Here is a 24,402-nt window from a genome sequence, read left to right on the forward strand (position 1 = left end):
CCATCCTGCCTTGTCATCGGTCGGTTTTCGTTTCTTCATCATCAGCGAGCCCTTTTGTGGCGTCTTTAAACTCGCGAAGCGACTGGCCGAACGACCGCCCCAACTCTGGCAGCTTTTTCGTGCCAAACAGCAGCAAAACAACAAGAACGAGCAACAAATATTTCACGTATGTTTCTCTCCTTTTTCCGATGAATTCGGATAGTTTTTCAAAAAATAGACGAGCGACTGCAGCTCAATGGCCAAGTCGATATGATGGACGCGAATATGATTGGGCACGTTCAACCGGGCAGGAGTAAAGTTTAAAATGCCTTTAATTCCTTGCGCGACAAGGCGGTCGGTCAGCGCTTGAGCCGCGGCGGCCGGCACGGTTAAAATGGCGACTGGGATGTTTTCGTGAAGCCGCTCCTCCAGTTCATCGAGATGATAGACCGGCACCCCGCCGACTGTCGTCCCGACTTTCCGCTCATCGACATCAAAGGCCATCACGATTTTCGTATTGTTGTTTTTCGAAAAATTATAGTTTAAAAAGGCGGTGCCTAAATTGCCGACGCCAAACAAGGCGACTTCGGTCACCTCATCCTCTTCAAGCGTCCGGCGGAAAAACGACAACAAATAATTGACATTATACCCGTATCCCTTTTTACCAAGCGCGCCAAAATAGGAAAAATCACGGCGGATTGTCGCCGGATCAACTTTCACCGCTTCGCTCAGCTCAGCGGAGGAGACACGCTGTTTGCCAGAAGCGTGCAAGTTTTTCAAAAACCGATAGTAAAGCGGCAGCCGTTTGGCGGTTGCCTGCGGAATTTTCGGTTGTTCATTGCCCATAGTCTCATCCCCTAGCTAATCGGTTTTCCGTCGGTAATGGCCAGACTTCCCGCCCGTTTTTTCGACCAGATACGTCGGACCAATGACCATTCCTTTATCCAGCGCCTTGCACATATCATACACCGTCAACGCACAGACCGAGGCGGCCGTCAGCGCTTCCATTTCCACTCCTGTGCTCCCTTTTGTTTTCACCGTTGCAGTGATGACGAGCTTATGCGCTTCTCCATCGTTTTCCCAAGCAAAAGCAATGTCCACACCCTTTAACATAAGCGGGTGACACATTGGAATAAGGTCAGCTGTCTTCTTCGCCGCCATCACCCCCGCTACTTGAGCGACGGCGAGCACATCCCCTTTCTCGATCGCATTGTTCGTCATTTTTTCGTAAATTTCCCGGCTGACAGTCACGCTCGTTTGCGCCACAGCCACTCGCACGGTATCTTCTTTGTGCGTAATATCAACCATTTTCGCGCGCCCTTGTTCATTGAAATGAGTGAACGATGACAATACAATCTCCTCCATTTATACACTATACACGATTTTTCATCATTCGTCTTTGACCGTTTTCGCGACTTACGTTAAACTATTCGCGAGGTGAAATGACATGATCATTTTGCAAGTGCACGGGCTCACGAAATATTTCGGCGCTGACCTTATTTTATCGAATATAAAACTAGAAATACAGTCCCGCGATCGAATTGCCCTTGTCGGCCGCAACGGAGCGGGAAAGTCGACATTGTTGAAAATCATCGCCGGTGAACTCTCTTTCGACAGCGGCAAAATCATCAAACCAAACCATATCAAAATCGGCTATTTGGCGCAAAACAGCGGGCTCGACTCGCCGCGTTCCATTTGGGACGAAATGCTTGAGGTATTCACCCCGCTTCTAGGACTCGAAAAACAGCTCGCCGAACTCAGCATGCAACTCGGCGATCCGGATGTGCTCGCCGATCCGGCCCGCTATGAAAAAACACTCAAAACGTATGACGAACTGCAAGAACAATATAAAGACCAAGGCGGCTACCAATACGAAGCCGACATCCGATCTGTTTTGCACGGGCTGCAGTTTTCCTCATATGATTATAAAACAACGCCGGTCTCGTCGTTAAGCGGCGGACAGCGGACGCGTCTCGCCCTTGGGAAATTGCTGTTGTCCAAGCCGGATTTATTGATTTTGGACGAGCCGACGAACCATTTGGATCTTGAGACGCTCGCCTGGCTGGAGCAGTACTTGCAAGCCTATCCCGGTGCCGTCCTGGTTGTTTCCCACGACCGCTACTTTTTAGACAAAATCGTCACCGACGTATACGAACTGTCGAATGCCACGCTCAAACACTATGCTGGCAACTACAGCCGCTATTTGGAGTTGCGGGCCGAGCAATACGAACAAGAGTTAAGACGGTACGAGAAACAACAGGAAGAAATCGCCCGACTCCAAGACTTCATCCAGCGCAACATCGCCCGTGCCTCGACGGCCAAACGGGCGCAAAGCCGGCGAAAGCAACTGGAAAAAATAGAACGGCTCGAACAGCCTGTCGGCGATGAAAAATCAGCCTCCTTTTCGTTCTCGATCGATCGGCCGAGCGGCCATGAAGTGCTGATTGCCGAAAACGTAGCCGTTGGCTATCACGGCGGCGCACCTGTCATCCGCCAAGTGAGCTTCCGCATCACACGCGGCGAAAGCGTCGCCCTAGTCGGGCCGAACGGCATCGGCAAATCGACATTGCTGAAGGCGATCGCCCAAAAGCTCCCGATCCAAGCGGGAGAGCTCCGATACGGCGCCAACGTGAAAATCGGCTATTATGACCAAGATCAAGCCGAGTTGACATCGAACAAGCGAGTGCTTGACGAACTGTGGGACGCTTATCCCGACAAGACGGAAAAAGAAATCCGCACGGTGCTTGGAAATTTTTTATTTTCCGGCGACGACGTCTTAAAACCCGTCTCTGCCTTAAGCGGCGGAGAAAAGGCGCGCCTTTCGCTCGCCAAATTGATGCTGCAAAAGGCGAACGTCCTCCTTTTGGACGAACCGACAAACCATTTGGACCTTGACAGCAAAGAAGTGCTCGAGCAAGCGCTCATCGACTACCCGGGAACGATTTTGTTCGTTTCCCACGACCGCTATTTCATCAACCGAATCGTAACGAAGGTGTTTGAGCTTTCCAGCGACGGCCTAACCGAATACTTAGGCGACTATGATTACTACATCACCAAAAAAGAAGAAATGCACGAACTGGCTCTCCTGAACGCCCGCCCGACAGAAACGGCAAGTGATTCGGCCAAAACGGCGTACGAGCAAGAAAAAGAGGAAAAAAAACGGCGGCGCCAACGCCAACGCCGCTTGGATGAAATCGAAGCCGAGATTGCAGCGCTTGAAGCGCAAATCGCTGAGATCGAGCAGCAACTTTGTGATCCATCCGTTTACGGCGACTATGAAACGATGCAACGATTGACGCAAGAAAACGAAAAGCGGAAGCAGCGAGTCGAAACGTTATTGGCCGAATGGGAACAGCTTTATACTTCACTATAACCGACAACCCGCCTCTAGTTTCGGCGGGTTGTTCTTTACTTAGTCACATTATCCACAAAAAAATCCACAATCCCCCCCATGGAATATAAGTTATTCACCAACTTTTCCACATTATCCACAAAAAAACATCTTCTTTTGCACAAAAATCGCTGTGTATTGCTTTTCTTATGTTGATAGTGTTTTACCGCTTTTTCCACATTGTCCACAGATTTGTGGATAAAAATATACACAAACTTTTTCACACTAAAACAAAAAGGACGGACCGTTTGTCTGCCGCAAACGGATCGCCCTTCGGTGTCTCTCTCGTTTCAGCCCAACCCCAACTGCCTGGAAGGCTGGTGATTTAATGAAAGAACATCTCCAAACCAAGTTCTTCTCAAGTTGATAAGCCTTATAAAATCAGCGCTTCCCATCCAACGAACTTTATCAGTTCGGCAAAAATAACCGAGCTTTTCACCAGTTCACTGGAAGGCCGGTGATTTAATGAAAAATCGACCCAAAATGAGTTTTTCTCAAGCTGAGAAGCCTTTTGAAATCAGCTCTTCTCTCGCGACGAATAACACCGATTGAGCGAAAATCATTGTTTTTCACACCAGCCTTCTAGACAAGCGGTAAGCTTGGATTGGCGTTGAGCGCCAAATCAGCCCGCTTTCCTTGTTGATATAACACTGTTCCCGCAGCGGCAATCATCGCCGCATTATCAGTGCATAACGATAATGGCGGGATGACAAGCTCTACATTGGGGAGCTCTTTCATTTTATTCTGCAGTGCGTCCCGTAACCCACGGTTGGCCGCCACCCCGCCGGCGAGCAACACTTGCCGCACGCGGTATTCCTTTGCCGCCTGCACGGTTTTCGCCACTAGCACATCGACGACGCTGGCCTGAAAGCTCGCAGCCATCTGCCTCGGATCGATCTCCTCGCCGCGCTGCTTCGCGTTGTGGAGCGCATTGAGCACAGCTGACTTCAAGCCGCTGAAGCTAAAATCATACGAACCTTCCTCAAGCCATGCTCGCGGCAAATCAATCACTGGCTCACCCTCATGGGCCAGCCGATCGATGTGCGGTCCTCCTGGGTATGGAAGGCCTAAAGCCCGAGCCACCTTGTCATACGCCTCACCGGCAGCGTCATCGCGCGTTTCACCGATCACCGCAAAACTCCCATGCTCCTTCATGTACACTAGTTCCGTATGACCGCCGGAAACGACGAGCGCCAACAGCGGGAACTTCATTTCAGCCACTAATTGATTGGCGTAAATATGACCAGCGATATGATGCACCCCAATAAGCGGCAGTCCATAGGCAAACGCCAACGCTTTCGCCGCATTCACCCCTACAAGAAGCGCCCCGACAAGCCCCGGCCCAGCCGTCACCGCCACTGCATCAAGGCCCGCAAACGATACGCCGGCCTGCTGCATCGCTTCCTCAATGACGAGCGTAATTTGCTCTACATGATGGCGAGAAGCAATCTCCGGCACGACGCCGCCAAACCGCCGATGGCTTTCCATTTGCGACGCCACTACATTCGATAAAATCTCTCTTCCGTTTTTCACGACTGCCGCCGCCGTTTCATCACAACTCGTTTCAATGCCTAATACATATACGTCTTCATTCATCTCAGCTTCACCCACATGACTAACGCATCTTCAAAGTTATCCGGATAATACCGTTTGCGAATGCCTCCGTTGCGGAACCCAAGCTTTCGGTACAGCGACTGGGCGACGTGATTGGACACGCGCACCTCAAGCGTCATCGTCACCGCCCCGTGCTGCCTGGCCATGTCCATCAGGCGCCGCATGAGCGCTTCACCAAGCTTTTGCCCGCGAAACTGCGGCAACACGGCTACATTCGTCACATGCGCCTCATCGATGACAAGCCACATCCCGCCATACCCGATGATCCGCCCGTTGTGCACCATGACAATATATTTGGCATAGCGGTTGTACATGAGCTCGTTGTAAAACGATTCACGGCTCCAAGGTGAAGTAAACGATGCCCGCTCGACTTGCACGACTTCATCAATGTCATGAATGGTCATTGGCCGAAATTGAACATTGATCCCCATCGTTCTGTTCCCCTTTTTGTTTCGCAAGCCATTTCGCCTCCGCCTCGGCAAGGCGGAGGTAGTTCGGCACAAACACATGGGCGTTCTCGCGCTCTTTTTGTTTGCCTAGCATCACCAACTCGCTCGGACGCGGCAACGCCAAAGACGGCGGGGCCACGTGAACCCGTTCGCCTAAATGACTTCGAAACAAATCACGATATAGCGGTGCATCCGCACCAATGAACAATACATCCTCTTCCCGCTCGCTCAACCGACGCGCCCACTCATCCGCCGCCACAATCCGGTCCTCCTCAAGGCAACGGAGCGCACCGCCTTCGTAGCGATAAAGCCCGGTGTAAATTTGTCCGCGCCGTGCGTCAAACAGCGGAACGATCACCCCAGGAAAATAACGGCCATTGGCGGCGAGCACCTCAAGGCTCGACACCCCGGCGATCGGAATACCGAGCGACCAGGCAAGCGTTTTCGCAATCGTCACGCCGATCCGCACCCCGGTATACGACCCCGGCCCTTTCGCTACAACGATTAAATCGAGATCTTTTGGAGCAACGTCACATCGTCGAAGCAACCACTCAATGGCTGGCATCGCCCGAGACGAATGATCTTTTTTAACGTTGGTGATGAATTCCCCTTTCACGACATCTCCATCCACCAAAGCAATGCCAAGCGGCATATTCGATGTATCAATTCCTAATACTTTCATAACGCAAAAATCTCCTTGCACAACTGTTCATAACGCTCTCCCGACGGCTCAAAGCAAAGCAACCGCTCATCGCCGCCTCGATGAAACAAGGAAACGGTCAGCCGTTCCTCAGGCAACTGGCCGGCGATCAAATGCGCCCATTCAATAACCGTAACACCATCGCCAGCAAAATATTCGTAAAATCCAAGATCTTCCCATTCATCTTCAAGTCGATATACGTCCATATGATAAAGCGGAAGCCGTCCATCATATTGCTTAATAATCGTAAACGTTGGGCTATTGACCGTTTGCGTAATGTCCAGCCCTTCAGCAAGACCTTTCGTAAACGTCGTCTTTCCCGCCCCGAGATCACCTTCTAACGCGATGACCATTCCTGGCTCAAGATGTTCCCCCAACCGACGGGCCACCGACTTCGTTTCTTCCGGAGAATGCACCAAAAGTTCAACTTTCCCCATTTTATTCCACCTTATCCCACTTTATCATCTTCGCTCTTGCTTTTGAAATTGTATCATATCCGAACATCTTGCCGCCACTTTCAAAACCAAAAATAGACATAAGGAAAAAGGCAAAACAAAAAGGACGACCCCGCGCAGCCTTTTGGCTCGCTGGCAGATCGCCCTGTTGCGCAATCGCCCCTAAAAAAGAAAAAGGGAATGAGGCGTGCATGACTCCCTGGTGAATAAATAGCCTAGCAGCGACCTACTCTTGCAGGGGCGCTGGCCCCAACTACCATCGGCGCTGGAGGGCTTAACTTCCGTGTTCGGGATGGGAACGGGTGTTTCCCCTCCGCCATAGCCACTAGGCAATGATCATCAACTTATGGACAATCCTTCTTATATCCATCCTGTTGAATTTGTCAACAGGATGTTCATTCCTTCAAAACTAGACAACCGTCGGAAGAAGCCGCTCATAGGTCAAGCCCTCGATCGATTAGTATCCGTCAGCTCCACGTGTCGCCACGCTTCCACCTCGGACCTATCCACCTCGTCATCTTCGAGGGATCTTACCCGCTTCACGCGGTGGGAAATCTCATCTTGAGGGGGGCTTCACGCTTAGATGCTTTCAGCGCTTATCCCGTCCGCACATAGCTACCCAGCGGTGCCCCTGGCGGGACAACTGGTACACCAGCGGTGCGTCCATCCCGGTCCTCTCGTACTAAGGACAGCTCCTCTCAAATTTCCTCCGCCCGCGACGGATAGGGACCGAACTGTCTCACGACGTTCTGAACCCAGCTCGCGTACCGCTTTAATGGGCGAACAGCCCAACCCTTGGGACCGACTACAGCCCCAGGATGCGATGAGCCGACATCGAGGTGCCAAACCTCCCCGTCGATGTGGACTCTTGGGGGAGATCAGCCTGTTATCCCCGGGGTAGCTTTTATCCGTTGAGCGATGGCCCTTCCATGCGGAACCACCGGATCACTAAGCCCGACTTTCGTCCCTGCTCGACCTGTCCGTCTCGCAGTCAAGCTCCCTTGTGCCTTTGCACTCTCCGAATGATTTCCAACCATTCTGAGGGAACCTTTGGGCGCCTCCGTTACCTTTTGGGAGGCGACCGCCCCAGTCAAACTGCCCGCCTGACACTGTCTCCCACCCCGCTAAGGGGTGCGGGTTAGAATTTCAATACCGCCAGGGTGGTATCCCACCGCCGCCTCCACCGAAGCTGGCGCTCCGGCTTCCCAGGCTCCCACCTATCCTGTACAAGCGATACCAAAATTCCATACCAGGCTGCAGTAAAGCTCCACGGGGTCTTTCCGTCCTGTCGCGGGTAACCTGCATCTTCACAGGTAGTATAATTTCACCGGGTCTCTCGTTGAGACAGCGCCCAAGTCGTTACACCTTTCGTGCGGGTCGGAACTTACCCGACAAGGAATTTCGCTACCTTAGGACCGTTATAGTTACGGCCGCCGTTTACTGGGGCTTCGGTTCGCACCTTCGCTTCCGCTAAGCGCTCCCCTTAACCTTCCAGCACCGGGCAGGTGTCAGCCCCTATACGTCGCCTTTCGGCTTCGCAGAGACCTGTGTTTTTGATAAACAGTCGCTTGGGCCTTTTCACTGCGGCTCCTCCAGGCTCTTCACCCGAAAGAGCACCCCTTCTCCCGAAGTTACGGGGTCATTTTGCCGAGTTCCTTAACGAGAGTTCTCCCGCGCGCCTTAGGATTCTCTCCTCGCCTACCTGTGTCGGTTTGCGGTACGGGCACCTCTTCCCTCGCTAGAGGCTTTTCTTGGCAGTGTGGAATCAGGGACTTCCGGAATGCTCCGTCGCCGTCACCGCTTGGCCTTGCGATCCGCGGATTTGCCTGCGGATCAGCCTCACGGCTTGGACAGGCTCTTCCAGCCGCCTGCTCGCCCTATCCTCCTGCGTCCCCCCATCGCTCAAACGGGAAGAAGGTGGTACAGGAATCTCCACCTGTTGTCCATCACCTACGCCTTTCGGCCTCGGCTTAGGTCCCGACTAACCCTGAGCGGACGAACCTTCCTCAGGAACCCTTAGGCTTTCGGCGCAGAGGATTCTCACCTCTGTTTTCGCTACTCATACCGGCATTCTCACTTCTAAGCGCTCCACCAGTCCTTCCGGTCTGGCTTCTCTGCCCTTAGAACGCTCCCCTACCGATGACCAACGGTCATCCCGCAGCTTCGGCGGCACGTTTAGCCCCGGTACATTTTCGGCGCAGAGCCACTCGACCAGTGAGCTATTACGCACTCTTTCAATGGTGGCTGCTTCTAAGCCAACATCCTGGTTGTCTTGGCAACTCCACATCCTTTTCCACTGAACGTGCACTTCGGGGCCTTAGCTGGCGGTCTGGGCTGTTCCCCTCTCGACCACGGATCTTATCACTCGCAGTCTGACTCCCGGGCATAAGTCGTTGGCATTCGGAGTTTGACTGGGTTCGGTAACCCGGTTTGGGCCCCTAGCCCAATCAGTGCTCTACCTCCAAGACTCTTAAACCCGAGGCTAGCCCTAAAGCTATTTCGGGGAGAACCAGCTATCTCCAAGTTCGATTGGCATTTCACCCCTACCCACACCTCATCCCCGCACTTTTCAACGTGCGTGGGTTCGGGCCTCCAGCCGGTGTTACCCGGCCTTCACCCTGGACATGGGTAGATCACCTGGTTTCGGGTCGACGACGACGTACTTGACGCCCTCTTCAGACTCGCTTTCGCTGCGGCTCCGCCTCTTCGGCTTAACCTCGCACGCCATCGTCACTCGCCGGTTCATTCTACAAAAGGCACGCCATCACCCATCAACGGGCTCTGACTACTTGTAGGCACACGGTTTCAGGTTCTCTTTCACTCCCCTCCCGGGGTGCTTTTCACCTTTCCCTCACGGTACTGGTGCACTATCGGTCACTAGGGAGTATTTAGCCTTGGGAGATGGTCCTCCCTGCTTCCGACGGGATTCCCCGTGTCCCGCCGTACTCAGGATCCGCTCGGGAGGGAACGAAGTTTCGACTACAGGGCTCTCACCTTCTCCGGCCGGCCGTTCCAGACCGGTTCGTCTACCCCGTTCCTTTCTCACTCCCATTGTGAGCGGTCCTACAACCCCAAAAGGACATGCCTCTTGGTTTGGGCTGTTCCCGTTTCGCTCGCCGCTACTCAGGGAATCGCATTTGCTTTCTTCTCCTCCGGGTACTAAGATGTTTCAGTTCCCCGGGTGTGCCCTCCATGCCCTATGGATTCAGGCATGGATACTGCCCCATTACGGACAGTGGGTTCCCCCATTCGGACATCTCCGGATCTACGCTTGCTTACAGCTCCCCGAAGCGTTTCGGCGTTTGCCCCGTCCTTCATCGGCTCCTAGTGCCAAGGCATCCACCGTGCGCCCTTTCCAGCTTAACCTAAAGCGTCTCGGCTTCTTCCTGTCTAGCTTCGGCTCGCCGCCGCTCGGGGTCAAATAACCTTCGCCTTCGGGATTAGAAATCCCTGTAGACGAAGAACATTTGCCCGTCGCGGCGAAACGCTCGCCTCCGCTTTTCCGGTTATCTAGTTTTCAAGGAACGAAGTAGCTCCTTTGAATTCGCTTCTTCGCTGGTTTGCGTCGAGGAATTCGGCTTCTCCGAATCCACTTGTAGACGCAGACGCAAACGAGACTGCTTCTTGAATTTGCTTCTCTGCAGTCTTGTGCCGAGGAACCCCACTTCTCTGAACCTGCTCGCAGACGCAGGCACAGGCGCAAAGCAACTACGTTGAAACAGCTTCTTTGCAGTCTTGCGTCGAGGAATTCGGCTTCTCCGAATCCGCTTGTAGACGCAGACGCCAAACATTTGAGAGAACATGACTCGTTCCCTCAAAACTGAACGAAACGAAAGCGCGTTGTGCGTTGAATAACGACCCGTGTCTAGCTCCAGCGCCTGGCTCTCTTCTGCCAAATAACCTTCCCCCTCGGGGTGCAAGCACCCCTCTCGGTGAAGAACATTTGGCTTCGAGAGCCGATCGCGGCGCTTCCGCTTTTCGTCCTTAGAAAGGAGGTGATCCAGCCGCACCTTCCGGTACGGCTACCTTGTTACGACTTCACCCCAATCACTTGCCCCACCTTCGGCGGCTGGCTCCCGAAACGGGTTGCCTCACCGACTTCGGGTGTTGCAAGCTCTCGTGGTGTGACGGGCGGTGTGTACAAGGCCCGGGAACGTATTCACCGCGGCATGCTGATCCGCGATTACTAGCGATTCCGGCTTCATGCAGGCGAGTTGCAGCCTGCAATCCGAACTGAGAGCGGCTTTTTGGGATTCGCTCCCCCTCGCGGGTTCGCAGCCCTTTGTACCGCCCATTGTAGCACGTGTGTAGCCCAGGTCATAAGGGGCATGATGATTTGACGTCATCCCCACCTTCCTCCGACTTGTCGCCGGCAGTCCCTCTAGAGTGCCCAACCGAATGCTGGCAACTAGAGGCGAGGGTTGCGCTCGTTGCGGGACTTAACCCAACATCTCACGACACGAGCTGACGACAACCATGCACCACCTGTCACCCTGTCCCCCCCGAAGGGGGAACGCCCAATCTCTTGGGTTGTCAGGGGATGTCAAGACCTGGTAAGGTTCTTCGCGTTGCTTCGAATTAAACCACATGCTCCACCGCTTGTGCGGGCCCCCGTCAATTCCTTTGAGTTTCAGCCTTGCGGCCGTACTCCCCAGGCGGAGTGCTTATCGCGTTAGCTGCAGCACTAAAGGGTGTGACCCCTCTAACACTTAGCACTCATCGTTTACGGCGTGGACTACCAGGGTATCTAATCCTGTTTGCTCCCCACGCTTTCGCGCCTCAGCGTCAGTTGCAGGCCAGAGAGCCGCCTTCGCCACTGGTGTTCCTCCACATCTCTACGCATTTCACCGCTACACGTGGAATTCCGCTCCCCTCTCCTGCACTCAAGTCCCCCAGTTTCCAATGACCCTCCACGGTTGAGCCGTGGGCTTTCACATCAGACTTAAGGAACCGCCTGCGCGCGCTTTACGCCCAATAATTCCGGACAACGCTCGCCCCCTACGTATTACCGCGGCTGCTGGCACGTAGTTAGCCGGGGCTTCCTCGTGAGGTACCGTCACCGCGCCGCCCTCTTCGAACGGCGCTCCTTCGTCCCTCACAACAGAGCTTTACGACCCGAAGGCCTTCTTCGCTCACGCGGCGTCGCTCCGTCAGGCTTTCGCCCATTGCGGAAGATTCCCTACTGCTGCCTCCCGTAGGAGTCTGGGCCGTGTCTCAGTCCCAGTGTGGCCGGTCACCCTCTCAGGCCGGCTACGCATCGTCGCCTTGGTGAGCCGTTACCTCACCAACTAGCTAATGCGCCGCGGGCCCATCCGCAAGTGGCAGCTTGCGCCGCCTTTCAACCCAAGACCATGCGGTCTTCGGTGTTATCCGGTATTAGCTCCGGTTTCCCGGAGTTATCCCGGTCTTGCGGGCAGGTTGCCCACGTGTTACTCACCCGTCCGCCGCTGACCGAACAAGAGCAAGCTCCCATTCGGTCCGCTCGACTTGCATGTATTAGGCACGCCGCCAGCGTTCGTCCTGAGCCAGGATCAAACTCTCCAAAGAAAGTTGATTGGCTAATTTCACGCCACAGACGCCAAAAGCACCGTGGCATTCGCGCTTCGTTTCGTTCAGTTTTCAAGGAACGAAATAATTCTATGGACTCTTCATGGAGCGGGTGATGGGAATCGAACCCACGACATCAGCTTGGAAGGCTGAGGTTTTACCACTAAACTACACCCGCATAATATTTAGTAACAAAATCGGGAAGACAGGATTTGAACCTGCGACCCCATGGTCCCAAACCATGTGCTCTACCAAGCTGAGCTACTTCCCGATGATGGCGCGCTCTCGAGAGGATTCGAACCCCTAACCTTCTGATCCGTAGTCAGATGCTCTATCCAATTGAGCTACGAGCGCAATACATTATTGCACCAAAGAGACGGATTTCATTTTAGCAACTCACTGTGTTGCTGTCAATAGTTTATCTAAAAAATGCGGTCGAGAGGACTTGAACCTCCACGGGGTCGCCCCCACTAGGCCCTCAACCTAGCGCGTCTGCCATTCCGCCACGACCGCATATTGACTAATCAGTGCGGGTGGAGGGACTTGAACCCCCACGCCGTGAGGCGCCAGATCCTAAGTCTGGTGCGTCTGCCAATTCCGCCACACCCGCTAATATGGTGAGCCATGGAGGACTCGAACCTCCGACCCTCTGATTAAAAGTCAGATGCTCTACCTACTGAGCTAATGGCTCATAGTTTAAGTATACACTCACAACCTACGACGTCCCTTCCTCTGCCAGCCCCTTCAAGGAAGTCGTATGCATCGGGACAAATCGAAGCGAACTCGAAGATATATCGCTCGTTACTGAGCTAATGGCTCACGAGTTCAATAACACTCTAAGCGATGATTCGCTCTACCTGCCTCCTCTACTAGAGAGTTCAAAGAAGCTATGTGCGTCGAGCCAACTCGAAGCATATTCGACGATGCATTACTCGTTACTGAGCTAATGCCCCATGTATGTAACACATAAAAAATGGCTGGGCCAGCTGGATTCGAACCAGCGCATCACGGAGTCAAAGTCCGTTGCCTTACCGCTTGGCTATGGCCCAGCGATTTAGTGCAATGGCGGTCCCGACGGGACTCGAACCCGCGATCTCCTGCGTGACAGGCAGGCGTGTTAACCACTACACTACGGGACCGCAACCCGCGGGGAATCCCCCCGCTGTCAGTGACCCGTACGGGATTCGAACCCGTGTTACCGCCGTGAAAGGGCGGTGTCTTAACCACTTGACCAACGGGCCACGTATAAATCGAAAGTGGCGGAGAAGGCGGGATTTGAACCCGCGCGCCGTAAAGCCACGACCTAACGGTTTAGCAAACCGTCCCCTTCAGCCACTTGGGTACTTCTCCAGAAATGGCTCCGCAAGTAGGATTCGAACCTACGACCTACCGGTTAACAGCCGGTTGCTCTACCGCTGAGCTATTGCGGAATGATGAAAAAATATACGCCACGTACATCTTCCTAGTGTACTCGCCGCCTCTTCCTCTACTAGCTAACTCAAAGAAGCAAAATGCGTCGAGGCAACTCGTAGCGAATCCGAAGATGCGAAGCTCGTCGCTGAGCTGTTGCGGAATGATGTTTGACAATCGACATTGTTTATTATATTGAGCAACTTGTCGTTTGTCAATACGTTTTCCCGCAACTTGCTCTGCAGTTTTCCGCCGTTTAGCGACGGCTTTTATAATTTAGCACACGATCATCTTGATTGTCAACCTTTTTTTGCGGTTCATCACCAAATTTTGTGATTTAGTGACAAAAAAGAGAAAGCACTGACGAGATCCTGGCAATAATGTTAGCGGTGAAATAAACATTAAGGAGGTCTCGTAAGTGCTTTCTATACCACTAGGATTGCCAGAATTTAAAGTGATTAAACAAGAACTTCTTTCCTATGGTTATGCGATTCATGTAGAGAAAACAGAGACACAGGAACGTTGCCCTCATTGTGGGTTTGCCACTTCCTCTGTCCACGACAGACGGACAAGAAAAGTACGGGATTTGGCGATTTTCCATCAACCGGTGTACTTGTTCATAAAGGTAAAGCGCTATCGGTGCTGGAATTGTTCTCAAGTGTTTTCCGCCTCTTTGGAATCGATTCCACCCAATCAACACTACACCAATCGATTTTGTGAGTACTTGTATGAACTTTGCGAAGGCTCCACCATTCAAGAGGTTAGCCGAAAGCACCGCATCCCATATACAACATTGGAACGCATTTATTACTCCATCGCATCGAAAAAAGCAAAAGAGCGTCAAACAGCGATAGAAGCATCTTCTCAAGAAGGAATGGTGCTTAGTTTAGATGAAATCGCTGTAAAAAAGGGACAACAGTATGAAACTGTATTGATGGATGCCAGAGCCGGATCGGTCATGGGAATGCATGCCGATCGCCAATGTGACTCCGCCATCAACTTGTTGAGCCAAAATATCCTGTCGAAAGAAATGGTCCAAACGGTGATTCTTGACATGTGGGAACCTTATCATAAGGCGGTTCGCGCCCTGTTTCCATCTGCTTCGATTGTCATCGATAAGTACCATGTGGTTCAAAAAGTGACACAAGCCTTGGATCAAGCAAGAAAGGAATTTTCTCCATTGAAAAAGGCTCGATATCTTCTCTTGAAAGGCTGTGAAAAGCTTCGTAAGGACCAACGGCTTCGATTAGACGATATCTTGGAGGAGTATCCGGCACTTTCCATTGCTTATTATCTGAAAGAGTTGTTTCGGGATTTTTACCGAACCGATGGATATCATGAAGCAAAGGAACGCTTGGAAGAATGGATTCAGTTAGCCAAACAGAGCCCTTTTGCTTCTTTTCAGAAAGCAGCCAACACGCTTGAAAGGTGGAAGGAGCCTATTCTTTCCTACTTTTTGTGCCCATATACGAATGCCCGAATTGAGGGGACGAATCACAAGATCAAAAACATCAAACGCCGGGCATATGGCTATCGAAATCTAGAACGGTTTCGTTTGCGTGTATTTCTGGAGTGTACAGGGAACACTACAGGCAGTCAGGCTGCTTAAGCGCTCCCTTCTTCCGCTATCGGTATGATAGTTGGTAGAATGGAACCCGTCAAGGAAAGCACTTGACTGTTTCCATTCTACCAACTTCGTGGTCTGTATGCGGAAGAAGGATCCTGACTGATGAACCTATTTCATCCAGCTAACATGTCTCTAGGATTGAGTAGAAATCACAGAAAATGGTGAAGACCCCAATAAACAAACGAAACTCCCTCCTTTCAAGTTCAAGGCAAAACTGGCAAAGGTCAAAGAATATAGAGGCTTCTCACCAGAGGCTATTGAACACTGGAAACTCCGAGTCTGTCTTGATGGAGAGCTCGCTAACAGAGTTGTCATGCCAATAGAGGACATTGAAAAGCGACTCGTTGGAGTCACTGGACGGAGACTCAAAGATGATATGCCAAACAAATGGATGCACCGTCCAAGAAACTTGCATACTGGTTGGATACTCACTGGCTTAGGTCGCAACCTCGAGGAGGTAAGAGCCAAAAATGAGGTCATAGTCGTCGAGGGAGTTTTCGATTGCGTCCGAGCATGGGATTGCGGTCTCAAGCATGTTTGTACCCCTATTGGAACCTTCTTCACAGAAGAACACGAGCAAGAACTCTATAAGGCTGGAGTGACTCAACTCGTGATTGGACTTGATAATGACCCAGCAGGAAGAAATGGAACAAGAAAAATGATTGAGCGACTCAAATACAAGTTTGACATTACAGTGTTAAATCTCCCCGAGGGGAAAGACCCTTGCGACTGTACTTGCGAGGAGCTCCTCGAGGCTTACAATACAAGGCTTCTAGTCCACGAGTGGTATGACAAATATGGCAAAGAAAAAGAGCGATTGTAGGAGGTTGATGTAGCATGATGAAAATTACTCGTGAGAACTTACAAAAACCACTGAGCGAGGAGGACAGCTTCTCGCTTAAAATTATTGCTGACCGTTACCTCTTGAAAGACCCAGAAAAGACTCCTACTCGTGATGACGTTGTAGTTGTTGAGTTCCAAGTTGTTGGCGAAAATGGCAATATTAAGGTGGTCAAAGAGGTCGCTATTGTTGACGATTACGACCCAGAGACGGAAAAAGTCACTGTCACACTATTCACAGGTGGAGAAGACCGAGGAAAACAATTCACTCTTGACCGTCGAGCAGTTGACGTTTTACTCGAAAAGAGCGTTACTGACCTCAAAAAACGAGTTGCAAAAGCCCTCTCTGGAGGAGAAAAATGGCTCGAGAAAGAAATAGAGCGCCTCGCCATGGAACAAATTCTCTTTGGTGGTCGCATTCTCGCTGGAGCTGGAACTGACGAGGAGCTAACATATTTCAACTGTTATGTTGCCCCTCCAATTCATGACTCTCGTGGCGGTATTGCAAAACACAGAGAGATTGTCATGGAGATTATGTCTCGAGGTGGTGGAGTCGGTACAAACGGCTCGACTCTAAGACCAGCTAAAACAAAAGTCCACAAAGTACGAGGTCGGAGCTCTGGCGCAGTTTCTTGGTTAAATGACTTGAGCCAGTTGACTCACCTAGTGGAACAAGGTGGAACCAGACGCGGCGCGCAGATGATTATGCTGGCAGACTGGCACCCAGACATAATTGAGTTTATTACAGCAAAAGTTCAAAAACCTCTCGAGTGTGAGATTGAGATAAATGGCGAAAAACAACTCATTAAGTTTGGTGAATATGGCAACCAACGACTCACAGGAGCTAACATTTCCGTCCTTATGTCTGACAAATTCATACAAGCATACAAAAATGACGAAGAATGGGAGCTTGTTTTCCCAGATGTGGCAAACTACACTCCAGAGCAAATGAAAATATACGACGAAAAATGGCATTTGATTGGAGACCCTTGGAAGTTTCAAGCTCAAACAGGTCTCCCTCTGAGAGTTCATGCTCGAGTTAGAGCAAAAGACCTTATGAAGCTCATTTCTCTCTGTCAGCGTGAAAGCGCTGAGCCGGGGGTTGTATTTATTGACAGATACAATTACATGTCTAACTCGTGGTATTACAACCCAATTATTGCAACTAACCCTTGTGGAGAGCAAGGTTTGCCAGCATGGGGAGTTTGCAACCTCGGTCATATTAACCTCGCAAAACATGTCAAATGGAATGAGAAGAAAAAACGCTTTGAAGCTGACCTCAAAGCAATTGAGTATACTGTAAAGATACTCACTCGAGCTCTTGACAACGTGATTGAAGCAACTCCTTACTTCTTTGAAGAAAACGAAAAGAACCAAAAAGCAGAGCGTCGTTTAGGACTTGGAACAATGGGTATTGACGAGCTTCTCAAGCTCGAGGGGCTAGACTATGGAACTGAGGAAGGACGCAAACGAGCTGAGGAAATTTTTGAGCTCATTACTGTCACAGCATACAAAACTTCCATTGAGCTCGCTAAAGAAAAAGGAACTTTCCCAGCTTTCGACGCTGAAAAGTATTTGCAGTCTGGCTTTATGAAGTTTATGGCTGAGAAGCACCCAGAGGTCATTGAAGGCATTAAAAAATATGGTATTCGCAACGTTACACTCATAACACAAGCTCCAACTGGCACAACTGGGACACTTGCTCAGACTTCTACTGGAATTGAGCCTTTCTATGCAAGAGAGTTCTGGCGCAACTCTCGTATTGGCTTAACAGTCCAAAAAGCTCCAGTCATTAAACGACTCGAGGAGAAAGGCTTAGACACTTCTAAACTCAAATTCGCTCAAGACTATACTCCAAAACAACACCTCGATTTCCAAGCAGTTGCTCAGCGCTGGTGTGATTCCTCGATTAGCAAAACGATTAACGCCCCTCGTGAGACGACTGTCGAAGATGTTTCAGACCTCATTGAGTACGCTTATGATATTGGCTTGAAGGGCTTCACTGTCTATGTAGACGGCTCTCGTGACCAACAAGTGCTCGGAACAGACAAAACAAACGAAGCCAAAGAAGAACACAAAGAGTTTGAGCGTGGCAGTGTCTTAGAAGGTCGCACTCATAGAATTGACACTTCTTATGGTCGTTTGTATGTGACTTTCAACAGAGACCAAGAAGGTAAACTCCGAGAAGTCTTCTTCAACATTGGCAAAGCTGGCTCTGATACGCTGGCAACTCTTGAGGGATATGGTCGTTTACTCTCCCTCATGTTGCAACATAGCGACATAACTGAGGAGCAAATAATTAAACAGCTCCGAGGCATTGTTGGCTCTAACCCTTATGGCTTTGGAGCAAACCGAGTCAGCTCTATTCCAGACGCTATTGCCCTCGCCTTCCAGCGTGAGCTTGAAATGCACAAACCTCAAGAAGCTCAACAAGTCAAAGTACAAGGCAAAGACCTTTGCGTTTGTGGAGCTCCAATGGTTTACGAGGAAGGTTGCTATAAATGCTATGCTTGCGGTTATTCTAAATGCAACTAAATAAGGGGAGTTATTTTAGCTCCCCTTTAATTTTTTTTATCAAAAACCCTTGACAATCATTTTAGTCAGTATTATTATGGTATTACCAAGGTATTAAAAAACTAATGAAAAGGGGTTGATTTCATGAGCTTGCAAGCTGTTAAAATGGAAGTTTCCCAACACATTGAGGAAATGACTATGCAAGGTATTCCTCGAGACGAGATTCGTCAACGTGTTGCTGATGGAGTGGCTCACTCGCTAGAGTTGTCACTTGAAATGGTTAGACCTTTAATGGACAACGTTTTTGACCTTGTTCAATATGTCAAACTAGCTCAAGACATTGTTGGAGCAGTCAATGAGGTCTTACTCTCCAGAGATTACTCACCTATTGTTATTCACGAGTTAAACAACCGAGCTGTTATTGCTCTTGAGGATTATTTCAAAGAAGATATTGAGGATATTATTGAAATGTTTGCTTCGCTTAATTAGACCCATAGTTATTACTGGGGTCATACTGAGACCCCACCTCCCCATTTTTCCTCTCTAAACAACCCTCAGAAAGGAGACTGATACCATGAGCAAGCACAACGTTGTCATTTCCCCAGAGGAATTTGCAAAACGACTCAGCGAGGCTGACGTTTTCAGTTTCTCCTATAAAAACCCTTTCGTGTTGGCTTGTCTGTACTATGTTGAAGGCATGTCAACTGTTGAAATGGCTGAGCTGCTTGGTTGCGAGCAACGCACAATTAGACGGTATATGAACTATTACGGTCTCAAGCGATTTACTAAAGATTACGCATTCCTCGTGAAGCAATACGGTATTCAAGGAGCCCTCTCCATGAGAAAGCCTACCTTCTACCCTCTTGGCAGACACAACGACTGAGAAAGGAGCTGGTAAGGTTGGCTATAAAAATTGACTTCAACCACATACACAGCCACTCATGTTTCTCCAAACGAGACGCTCACTCTCGCATTGACCTCATGGTACAACGAGCCAAGGAGAACGGACAGCGAGCCATAGCACTCACTGACCATGGAGTCCTCCATGGTATTCCAGAGCTTTTCCGAGAAGCTCAAAAGCATGGAATTAAGCCAATAGCTGGCATGGAGGGCTACCTCGCTCCAGAAGGTCGCCAAAAGCCCTCCAAACACTACCACCAGATTATTATAGCAAAGAACGAGCAAGGCTGGAAAAACCTCATGAAGCTCTCCTCCGAGGCTTTTATGACTGGATTTTACAACAAGCCACGTATTGACATGGAGCTCCTAATGAAACACAAACAAGGCTTAATTCTTACGAGCTCGTGTCTTGCTGGCTGGATTCCTCAACTCATTCTCCAAGGAGAGCTCCGAGAAGCCAGACAAGTTGCAGAGAAATTCCAAGCCATTTTCGGAGAAGACTTCTACCTCGAGATACAGCCGAACACTATACCAGCTCAGGAGATTGTCAATAAAGAGCTCATTAAAATGAGCAAGGAGCTTGGCATTGAGTTGGTTGCAACATGTGACGCTCACTATGTTGACAAGTCAGACGCTAAAGCTCACCAAGCCATGTTATGTCTTGGACGTGGCAAAAGAATGCTCACAGAGGACACTCCAAAGTATGACGGAGAGCCAACGTACTACTTGCAACATGGCAAAGAGGTCTACATTAACCTCAAAAAGCAAGGCATTGAGCCAGAGGTCATTATTCAAGCTATGAACAATACTGGCAAGATTGTAGACAAGGTAAACTTTGAGCTCAAGAAAGAAAGAGACCTTCTCCCAGAGTTTCCTCTCCCAGAGGGTACTGACAAAGACAAACTCCTTGGCGAGATGGTTAAAGAAGGTCTCAAGCGCAAAGTCAAGCCAGTCACAAAGCAATACGTTGAGCGATTGCAATACGAGCTCAAGGTTATTCGTGAAAAAGGCTACCAAGATTATTTCCTCATTGTCTCAGACGCTATAAAATTTGCCAAGAGTCGAGGTATTGAGGTCGGAAAAGGTCGAGGCTCTGGAGCTGGCTCGCTAGTGGCTTACTTGTTGGATATTACCGAGGTTGACCCTATTAAACATGGCTTATTCTTTGAGCGCTTCCTTGACGTGACTCGTCAGAAAATGCCAGACATAGACACTGATATTGAGGATACAAGACGCTACGAGGTGATTGACTACCTCAAACAGAAATATGGCAAGGAGCGAGTTGCTCAGATTGCTAACTATGGACGAATGACCGCAAAGCAAGCATTCAAAAACGCTCTTATGGTCTATGATGTACCTTTCGCCAAAGCTCAAGAGATTACCAACATGATTGACGACCACGCTAAAACCATTGAGGAAGCCTACCAGCTTAACCCTCAACTTAAAGCGCTGAAAAACAAGAAAGTCAAGCGCAACGATGGCAAAATGGTTGAGCTGAAAGAAGTCTTTGAGGTCGCTGAAAAGTTTGAATTTGTCGTTGATAAACTAGGTAAACACGCTGGAGGAGTTTTGATAACTCCGACAGACATAACAGACTACTTCCCTATTTTCGGAACAGATGACGAGCGCATTGTTCAATGGGATAAAGACGACATTGAGCAACTCGGAGGGGTAAAATTCGACTTCCTTGGCTTAAAAACACTCACTATGGTCGGCTTGGCGGTCAAGTCTATTGAGCGTGAATATGGCATTAAGATTGACACTAACGAGATAGTACGCAACCCCAATGACCCTAAAGTGTATGAACTCATAGCGAGTGGGAAAACGCAAAACCTTTTCCAGCTCAACTCGAGTGGTATGCAACAACTCTGTAAAGCTGTCAAACCTACAAAGTTTGAGCACATTGTGGCGATTAACGCCCTCTATCGTCCACCAGCGTTGGCAAGTGGTGACACTTGGAGATATGCTCGCATTAAGAATGGCGAGGAGGAAGAATACTACTCCCACCCAGAGGAGAAAGCCATTACTGGCGAGACTTATGGAATTATTACCTACCAAGAGCATGTTATGCAGTTAGTTCACCACTTTGCTGGCTGGGATTATGGATATGGAGACAAACTCCGCAAGATGACCCCAGAGCAACTCGAGGAGTTGCGCCCTAAGTTTCTCGCTGACTCTAAGGCTCGTGGATATGACGAAAAGAGCATGAATGAAATATGGGATAGAATTGTCCGTTACATGGGTTATGGCTTCAATAAGAGCCATGGAGTTGCTTACTCAATGCTTACCTACCTCACTGGCTGGCTTGAGGTACACTACCCAGAGCACTGGATGGCGGCTATTATGAGCGTGAAAATGGGAGAACAAGAAAAGGTCGCTCAGATTTTTGGAGAGATTAAGCAAGCTGGCTTTGATGTGCAACCTCCAGATGTGAACAAGTCCGAGAAGTTATTCACAGCTCATGGTGGAAAAATTGTCTTTCCTCTCGGAACGATTAACGGAGTTGGCGACAAAGCAGTTGACGAGCTTTTGAGCAAACGACCTTTCAACTCCCTCGAGGAAGTCATGGAAAAGTGTGACTTGAGGGTTGTCAACAAACGAGCTATGAAACCTCTCATTTTCGCTGGAGCATTTGACAGCCTTTACCCAGAGCTCACTCGCAAGGATATTTATGTAAAGTACCTCGAACTCAAGGGAGAGAAAAAGTCAGAGATTGAGAAAGCCAAACAAATGGAATGGAACGACACTATAAAAGCCGAGCTTGAGAAGGAGCTCATAGGAATTTACCTCACATCTCACCCACTAGAAAAGTTTAACTTCCGCAAGTGGGAGGAATGGTCAGACGGAGCTAAAAACGTCCTCATTGGAGGCAAAATTACGAAGGTCAAAACCTTCCTCGATAAGAACCAAAACCGCATGGCATTCCTCTCAGTGGAAACTCTGGAGGGCATTCGTGAGGTGGTTGTATTCGCCAGCACCTTCAAGAAATACAAAGACCTTTGTAAAGAAGGCTTGTTTGTGATGATTGAAGGGCGAAAAGATGGTGACAAGCTACTCGCAAATAAACTCAAGGAGTTGATTGTATGAAGTACGCTTTGCCATATATAAGCTACACTCAGATAAACACCTACCTCAATTGTCCCCACGAATTTTGGCTAACTTACTATTCTGGAGACTTCACTCCTATCTCCAATAAATACACCGAGCTAGGCTCCCTCCTTCATGAGATTTTTGAGGAACAAGGGCGACAACTGATAGAAGGAAAGTCAATGCCAGAGAAAGAAGCCATACGGATATTTAACAAGAAATACTTTCAAATAGACAAGAAGTATTTCAGCGACAAAGAGGACTGGCTGAAAATGTATAAAAAAGGAGCAGAAGCTATAAAGAACTACTTTGAAGCATACCGCAACTCCCCTCCTATCTTTGTAGAGCGCCAATTTTTTGGCGAGATAGCCGAGGGACTTCCTCCTGCCAAGTCCTTCATTGACCGTATTGACGGAGACCCCAATGACCCCTCAAGCTGGATTATAACCGACTACAAAACTGGAGCAAGCCCTAAGTCAAAGGAATACCTTAAAAACGACATTCAGCTTGGATTTTACGCCTCTCAAGTGTTTGCTGAGTTTGGAGCCTACCCAAAAGCCCTCCAATTCTTCCACCCAGTCCCTAACAAGTTTCAAACAGCCATACACATTGGAGACGGAATTTATAGATTCACAAACCAACGTGAGCCAGTCGTCGAGTTTTCCGTCTCAGATACGATTATGACCATTCGTGAGGTTGTCAAAAAGATTACTGAGGAGCAAGACTTTCACAAAGTCCCAGACTCTTTCCGTTGCAAACTATGCAGTCATTACCAAAGTGGAGCTTGCAAGCCTTTTGACAGCTCTCAACTCGGCTGGCTTAATGTATGACCACAGTAAAAGTGAGGTGATACCGTTGAGCAAAAACAAGAACTACAAACGAGGGAGAGAGCTTGAGTACCGTATAAAAAAAGAGCTGACTAACGCTGGCTTTTTCGGAGCTACTCGCTCGGCTGGCTCTCATGGGGTCTTTGACGTTGTAGCGGTCGCTCCTCTCTCATATGTCCTCTTTGTTCAAGCTAAACGAACCAAGGAAAAATTGAACCCCGAGACAGCTTACAAAGAAGACCTAGAGAAATGCAGGGAGCTCGCCAAGGTACTTCCCCGAGAGACTCAGTTGGAACTTTGGGTATGGACTGACCACAAAGGGTGGACTGATAAGTTAGTGATTAAGCAAGCTGGAGAACTATACAACAAAGGGGTTGACGCAAGATGACTTTACCATTGAACCGCATACAACTTTTGCAGAGACGAGCTTGGAAAGGTGTTTTCAAGCAAGAGCATGACAACAATAGAGACCTCGCTCTCATTAACGCTTACTTGAATGGCAACGAGGAGGCAGGAATGCAACTGGCAGAAAGCTACCTCGATGTTTTCTCCCACATTTTACACAACCCTACTAAGCCACCTCACCGAGGAAGGATGGTCAAGGGCAAGCTAAACCTCAACTACCAAGACTATGAAGACATGTTTCAAGAGCTACTTTACCAGTTTTTTAAACTCATAGAGGAGTTTGACCCTTCATATGGCAAACCCTTTGAGCATTTCATTCGAGCCACCCTCCACCAGCGTTTTTACAACCGTTACTTTGCAGACCTCCTAGAAGATAAAAGCAAAGTCATTGACTCCCCTTTCGACAAAACCCTCTTAAATTCCTACGAGCAAAACATATTCCTCGAAGAAGAAAACAACACCTCAGCCAAGCACATTAGACTCTACCAAGCCTTTAATAAACTAACAAAGGTACAGCGTCAGATACTTACCCTCTCAGTGTTAAAAGGATACAGCCACAGGGAGATTGCTAAAGAACTAGGTTGCAGTGTGAACTTTGTGAAGGTCAATAAGCACAGAGCCCTCGAGAAGCTAAGAAACTTATTAGGAGGAGAATAG

18 protein-coding genes, 11 tRNA genes and 3 rRNA genes are annotated in these 24,402 nt (G+C 49.5%); 10 read left to right on the forward strand and 22 right to left on the reverse strand.

Features of this window, described 5'->3' with window-relative positions; translation table 11 throughout:
- Window positions 1-13 precede the first annotated feature (13 nt).
- Genes tatA through moaC form a run of 3 tightly spaced genes read right to left on the reverse strand, consistent with a single transcriptional unit; the run spans window position 14 to window position 1,329 of the window.
- Window positions 14-166, reverse strand: coding sequence for a twin-arginine translocase TatA/TatE family subunit (tatA, locus tag LG52_RS14450; protein ID WP_044732466.1), 153 nt, complete (start codon window positions 164-166; stop codon window positions 14-16).
- On the reverse strand, window positions 163-825 hold the full coding sequence (locus LG52_RS14455; protein WP_044732467.1) for a redox-sensing transcriptional repressor Rex: 663 nt from the start codon (window positions 823-825) through the stop codon (window positions 163-165). The genes tatA and LG52_RS14455 overlap by 4 nt, the downstream gene beginning before the upstream one ends.
- 15 nt (window positions 826-840) lie before the next feature.
- On the reverse strand, window positions 841-1,329 hold the full coding sequence (moaC, locus tag LG52_RS14460) for a cyclic pyranopterin monophosphate synthase MoaC (protein ID WP_044732468.1): 489 nt from the start codon (window positions 1,327-1,329) through the stop codon (window positions 841-843).
- A gap of 97 nt (window positions 1,330-1,426) precedes the next feature.
- Here moaC and LG52_RS14465 point away from each other — a divergent pair, with 97 nt between their 5' ends.
- Window positions 1,427-3,352 (forward strand): ABC-F family ATP-binding cassette domain-containing protein, encoded by a 1,926-nt coding sequence (locus LG52_RS14465; RefSeq protein WP_044732469.1) that lies wholly within the window; start codon window positions 1,427-1,429, stop codon window positions 3,350-3,352.
- Between the two features lie 600 nt (window positions 3,353-3,952).
- Here LG52_RS14465 and tsaD read toward each other — a convergent pair.
- The 19 genes from tsaD to LG52_RS14565 all read right to left on the reverse strand — a co-directional run bounded on the left by tsaD (window position 3,953) and on the right by LG52_RS14565 (window position 13,565).
- The gene (gene tsaD / locus LG52_RS14470; RefSeq protein ID WP_044732470.1) at window positions 3,953-4,966 is read right to left on the reverse strand and encodes a tRNA (adenosine(37)-N6)-threonylcarbamoyltransferase complex transferase subunit TsaD; all 1,014 of its coding nucleotides are present in this window, start codon (window positions 4,964-4,966) and stop codon (window positions 3,953-3,955) included.
- Window positions 4,963-5,415, reverse strand: a complete 453-nt coding sequence (gene rimI / locus LG52_RS14475; RefSeq protein WP_044732471.1) for a ribosomal protein S18-alanine N-acetyltransferase — start codon at window positions 5,413-5,415, stop codon at window positions 4,963-4,965. Before rimI ends, tsaD begins: the two co-directional genes overlap by 4 nt.
- Entirely contained in the window at window positions 5,375-6,115 is a 741-nt protein-coding gene (gene tsaB / locus LG52_RS14480) for a tRNA (adenosine(37)-N6)-threonylcarbamoyltransferase complex dimerization subunit type 1 TsaB (protein WP_044732472.1), read from the reverse strand. Before tsaB ends, rimI begins: the two co-directional genes overlap by 41 nt.
- Window positions 6,112-6,570 (reverse strand): tRNA (adenosine(37)-N6)-threonylcarbamoyltransferase complex ATPase subunit type 1 TsaE, encoded by a 459-nt coding sequence (gene tsaE / locus LG52_RS14485; protein WP_044732473.1) that lies wholly within the window; start codon window positions 6,568-6,570, stop codon window positions 6,112-6,114. Before tsaE ends, tsaB begins: the two co-directional genes overlap by 4 nt.
- Before the next feature lies 1 nt (window position 6,571).
- Window positions 6,572-6,781 (reverse strand): hypothetical protein, encoded by a 210-nt coding sequence (locus LG52_RS19910; protein ID WP_044736491.1) that lies wholly within the window; start codon window positions 6,779-6,781, stop codon window positions 6,572-6,574.
- Window positions 6,782-6,801: 20 nt separating this feature from the next.
- A 5S ribosomal RNA gene (gene rrf / locus LG52_RS14495) occupies window positions 6,802-6,918 on the reverse strand.
- A gap of 107 nt (window positions 6,919-7,025) precedes the next feature.
- Window positions 7,026-9,954 (reverse strand): 23S ribosomal RNA (locus LG52_RS14500).
- Between the two features lie 622 nt (window positions 9,955-10,576).
- A 16S ribosomal RNA gene (locus LG52_RS14510) occupies window positions 10,577-12,135 on the reverse strand.
- Together the 16S, 23S and 5S rRNA genes with 11 tRNA genes alongside form the textbook arrangement of a ribosomal RNA operon.
- 104 nt (window positions 12,136-12,239) lie before the next feature.
- A tRNA-Gly gene (locus LG52_RS14515) sits at window positions 12,240-12,313 on the reverse strand.
- 19 nt (window positions 12,314-12,332) lie between these two features.
- Window positions 12,333-12,406 (reverse strand) — tRNA-Pro (locus tag LG52_RS14520).
- Window positions 12,407-12,410: 4 nt separating this feature from the next.
- Window positions 12,411-12,489, reverse strand: a tRNA-Arg gene (locus LG52_RS14525).
- A gap of 76 nt (window positions 12,490-12,565) precedes the next feature.
- Window positions 12,566-12,648 (reverse strand) — tRNA-Leu (locus tag LG52_RS14530).
- Between the two features lie 15 nt (window positions 12,649-12,663).
- A tRNA-Leu gene (locus LG52_RS14535) sits at window positions 12,664-12,745 on the reverse strand.
- A gap of 5 nt (window positions 12,746-12,750) precedes the next feature.
- Window positions 12,751-12,826 (reverse strand) — tRNA-Lys (locus LG52_RS14540).
- Between the two features lie 283 nt (window positions 12,827-13,109).
- Window positions 13,110-13,184, reverse strand: a tRNA-Gln gene (locus LG52_RS14545).
- Between the two features lie 14 nt (window positions 13,185-13,198).
- Window positions 13,199-13,274, reverse strand: a tRNA-Asp gene (locus LG52_RS14550).
- Between the two features lie 30 nt (window positions 13,275-13,304).
- A tRNA-Glu gene (locus LG52_RS14555) sits at window positions 13,305-13,376 on the reverse strand.
- Between the two features lie 16 nt (window positions 13,377-13,392).
- Window positions 13,393-13,485, reverse strand: a tRNA-Ser gene (locus LG52_RS14560).
- 5 nt (window positions 13,486-13,490) lie between these two features.
- Window positions 13,491-13,565, reverse strand: a tRNA-Asn gene (locus LG52_RS14565).
- Between the two features lie 398 nt (window positions 13,566-13,963).
- Here LG52_RS14565 and LG52_RS14570 point away from each other — a divergent pair.
- The 9 genes from LG52_RS14570 (at window position 13,964) to LG52_RS18520 (ending at window position 24,402) form a co-directional block, all read left to right on the forward strand.
- Window positions 13,964-15,154: an ISL3 family transposase gene (locus LG52_RS14570; RefSeq protein ID WP_044730357.1), complete on the forward strand. Its 1,191-nt coding sequence runs from the start codon at window positions 13,964-13,966 to the stop codon at window positions 15,152-15,154.
- Between the two features lie 331 nt (window positions 15,155-15,485).
- Window positions 15,486-15,995 carry a toprim domain-containing protein gene (locus tag LG52_RS14575; protein WP_052524444.1) on the forward strand — a complete coding sequence of 170 codons (510 nt, stop codon included), beginning with the start codon at window positions 15,486-15,488 and terminating at the stop codon, window positions 15,993-15,995.
- A 14-nt stretch (window positions 15,996-16,009) separates the two neighbouring features.
- Complete coding sequence (locus LG52_RS14580) at window positions 16,010-18,547, forward strand: adenosylcobalamin-dependent ribonucleoside-diphosphate reductase (protein WP_052524528.1); 2,538 nt, start codon at window positions 16,010-16,012, stop codon at window positions 18,545-18,547.
- 123 nt (window positions 18,548-18,670) lie between these two features.
- A complete protein-coding gene (locus tag LG52_RS14585; RefSeq protein WP_044732476.1) occupies window positions 18,671-19,015 on the forward strand; it encodes a hypothetical protein in 345 nt (114 codons plus the stop codon).
- Between the two features lie 85 nt (window positions 19,016-19,100).
- Entirely contained in the window at window positions 19,101-19,409 is a 309-nt protein-coding gene (locus LG52_RS14590) for a sigma-70 family RNA polymerase sigma factor (RefSeq protein ID WP_052524530.1), read from the forward strand.
- Window positions 19,410-19,426: 17 nt separating this feature from the next.
- The gene (locus tag LG52_RS14595; RefSeq protein ID WP_044732477.1) at window positions 19,427-22,513 is read left to right on the forward strand and encodes a DNA polymerase III subunit alpha; all 3,087 of its coding nucleotides are present in this window, start codon (window positions 19,427-19,429) and stop codon (window positions 22,511-22,513) included.
- On the forward strand, window positions 22,510-23,343 hold the full coding sequence (locus LG52_RS14600; protein WP_044732478.1) for a RecB family exonuclease: 834 nt from the start codon (window positions 22,510-22,512) through the stop codon (window positions 23,341-23,343). Before LG52_RS14595 ends, LG52_RS14600 begins: the two co-directional genes overlap by 4 nt.
- 25 nt (window positions 23,344-23,368) lie before the next feature.
- Window positions 23,369-23,728: a hypothetical protein gene (locus LG52_RS14605; RefSeq protein ID WP_044732479.1), complete on the forward strand. Its 360-nt coding sequence runs from the start codon at window positions 23,369-23,371 to the stop codon at window positions 23,726-23,728.
- The gene (locus tag LG52_RS18520; protein WP_052524532.1) at window positions 23,725-24,402 is read left to right on the forward strand and encodes an RNA polymerase sigma factor; all 678 of its coding nucleotides are present in this window, start codon (window positions 23,725-23,727) and stop codon (window positions 24,400-24,402) included. The genes LG52_RS14605 and LG52_RS18520 overlap by 4 nt, the downstream gene beginning before the upstream one ends.

The organism is Geobacillus kaustophilus (assembly GCF_000948285.1).
Taxonomy (GTDB): Bacteria; Bacillota; Bacilli; order Bacillales; family Anoxybacillaceae; genus Geobacillus; species Geobacillus thermoleovorans_A.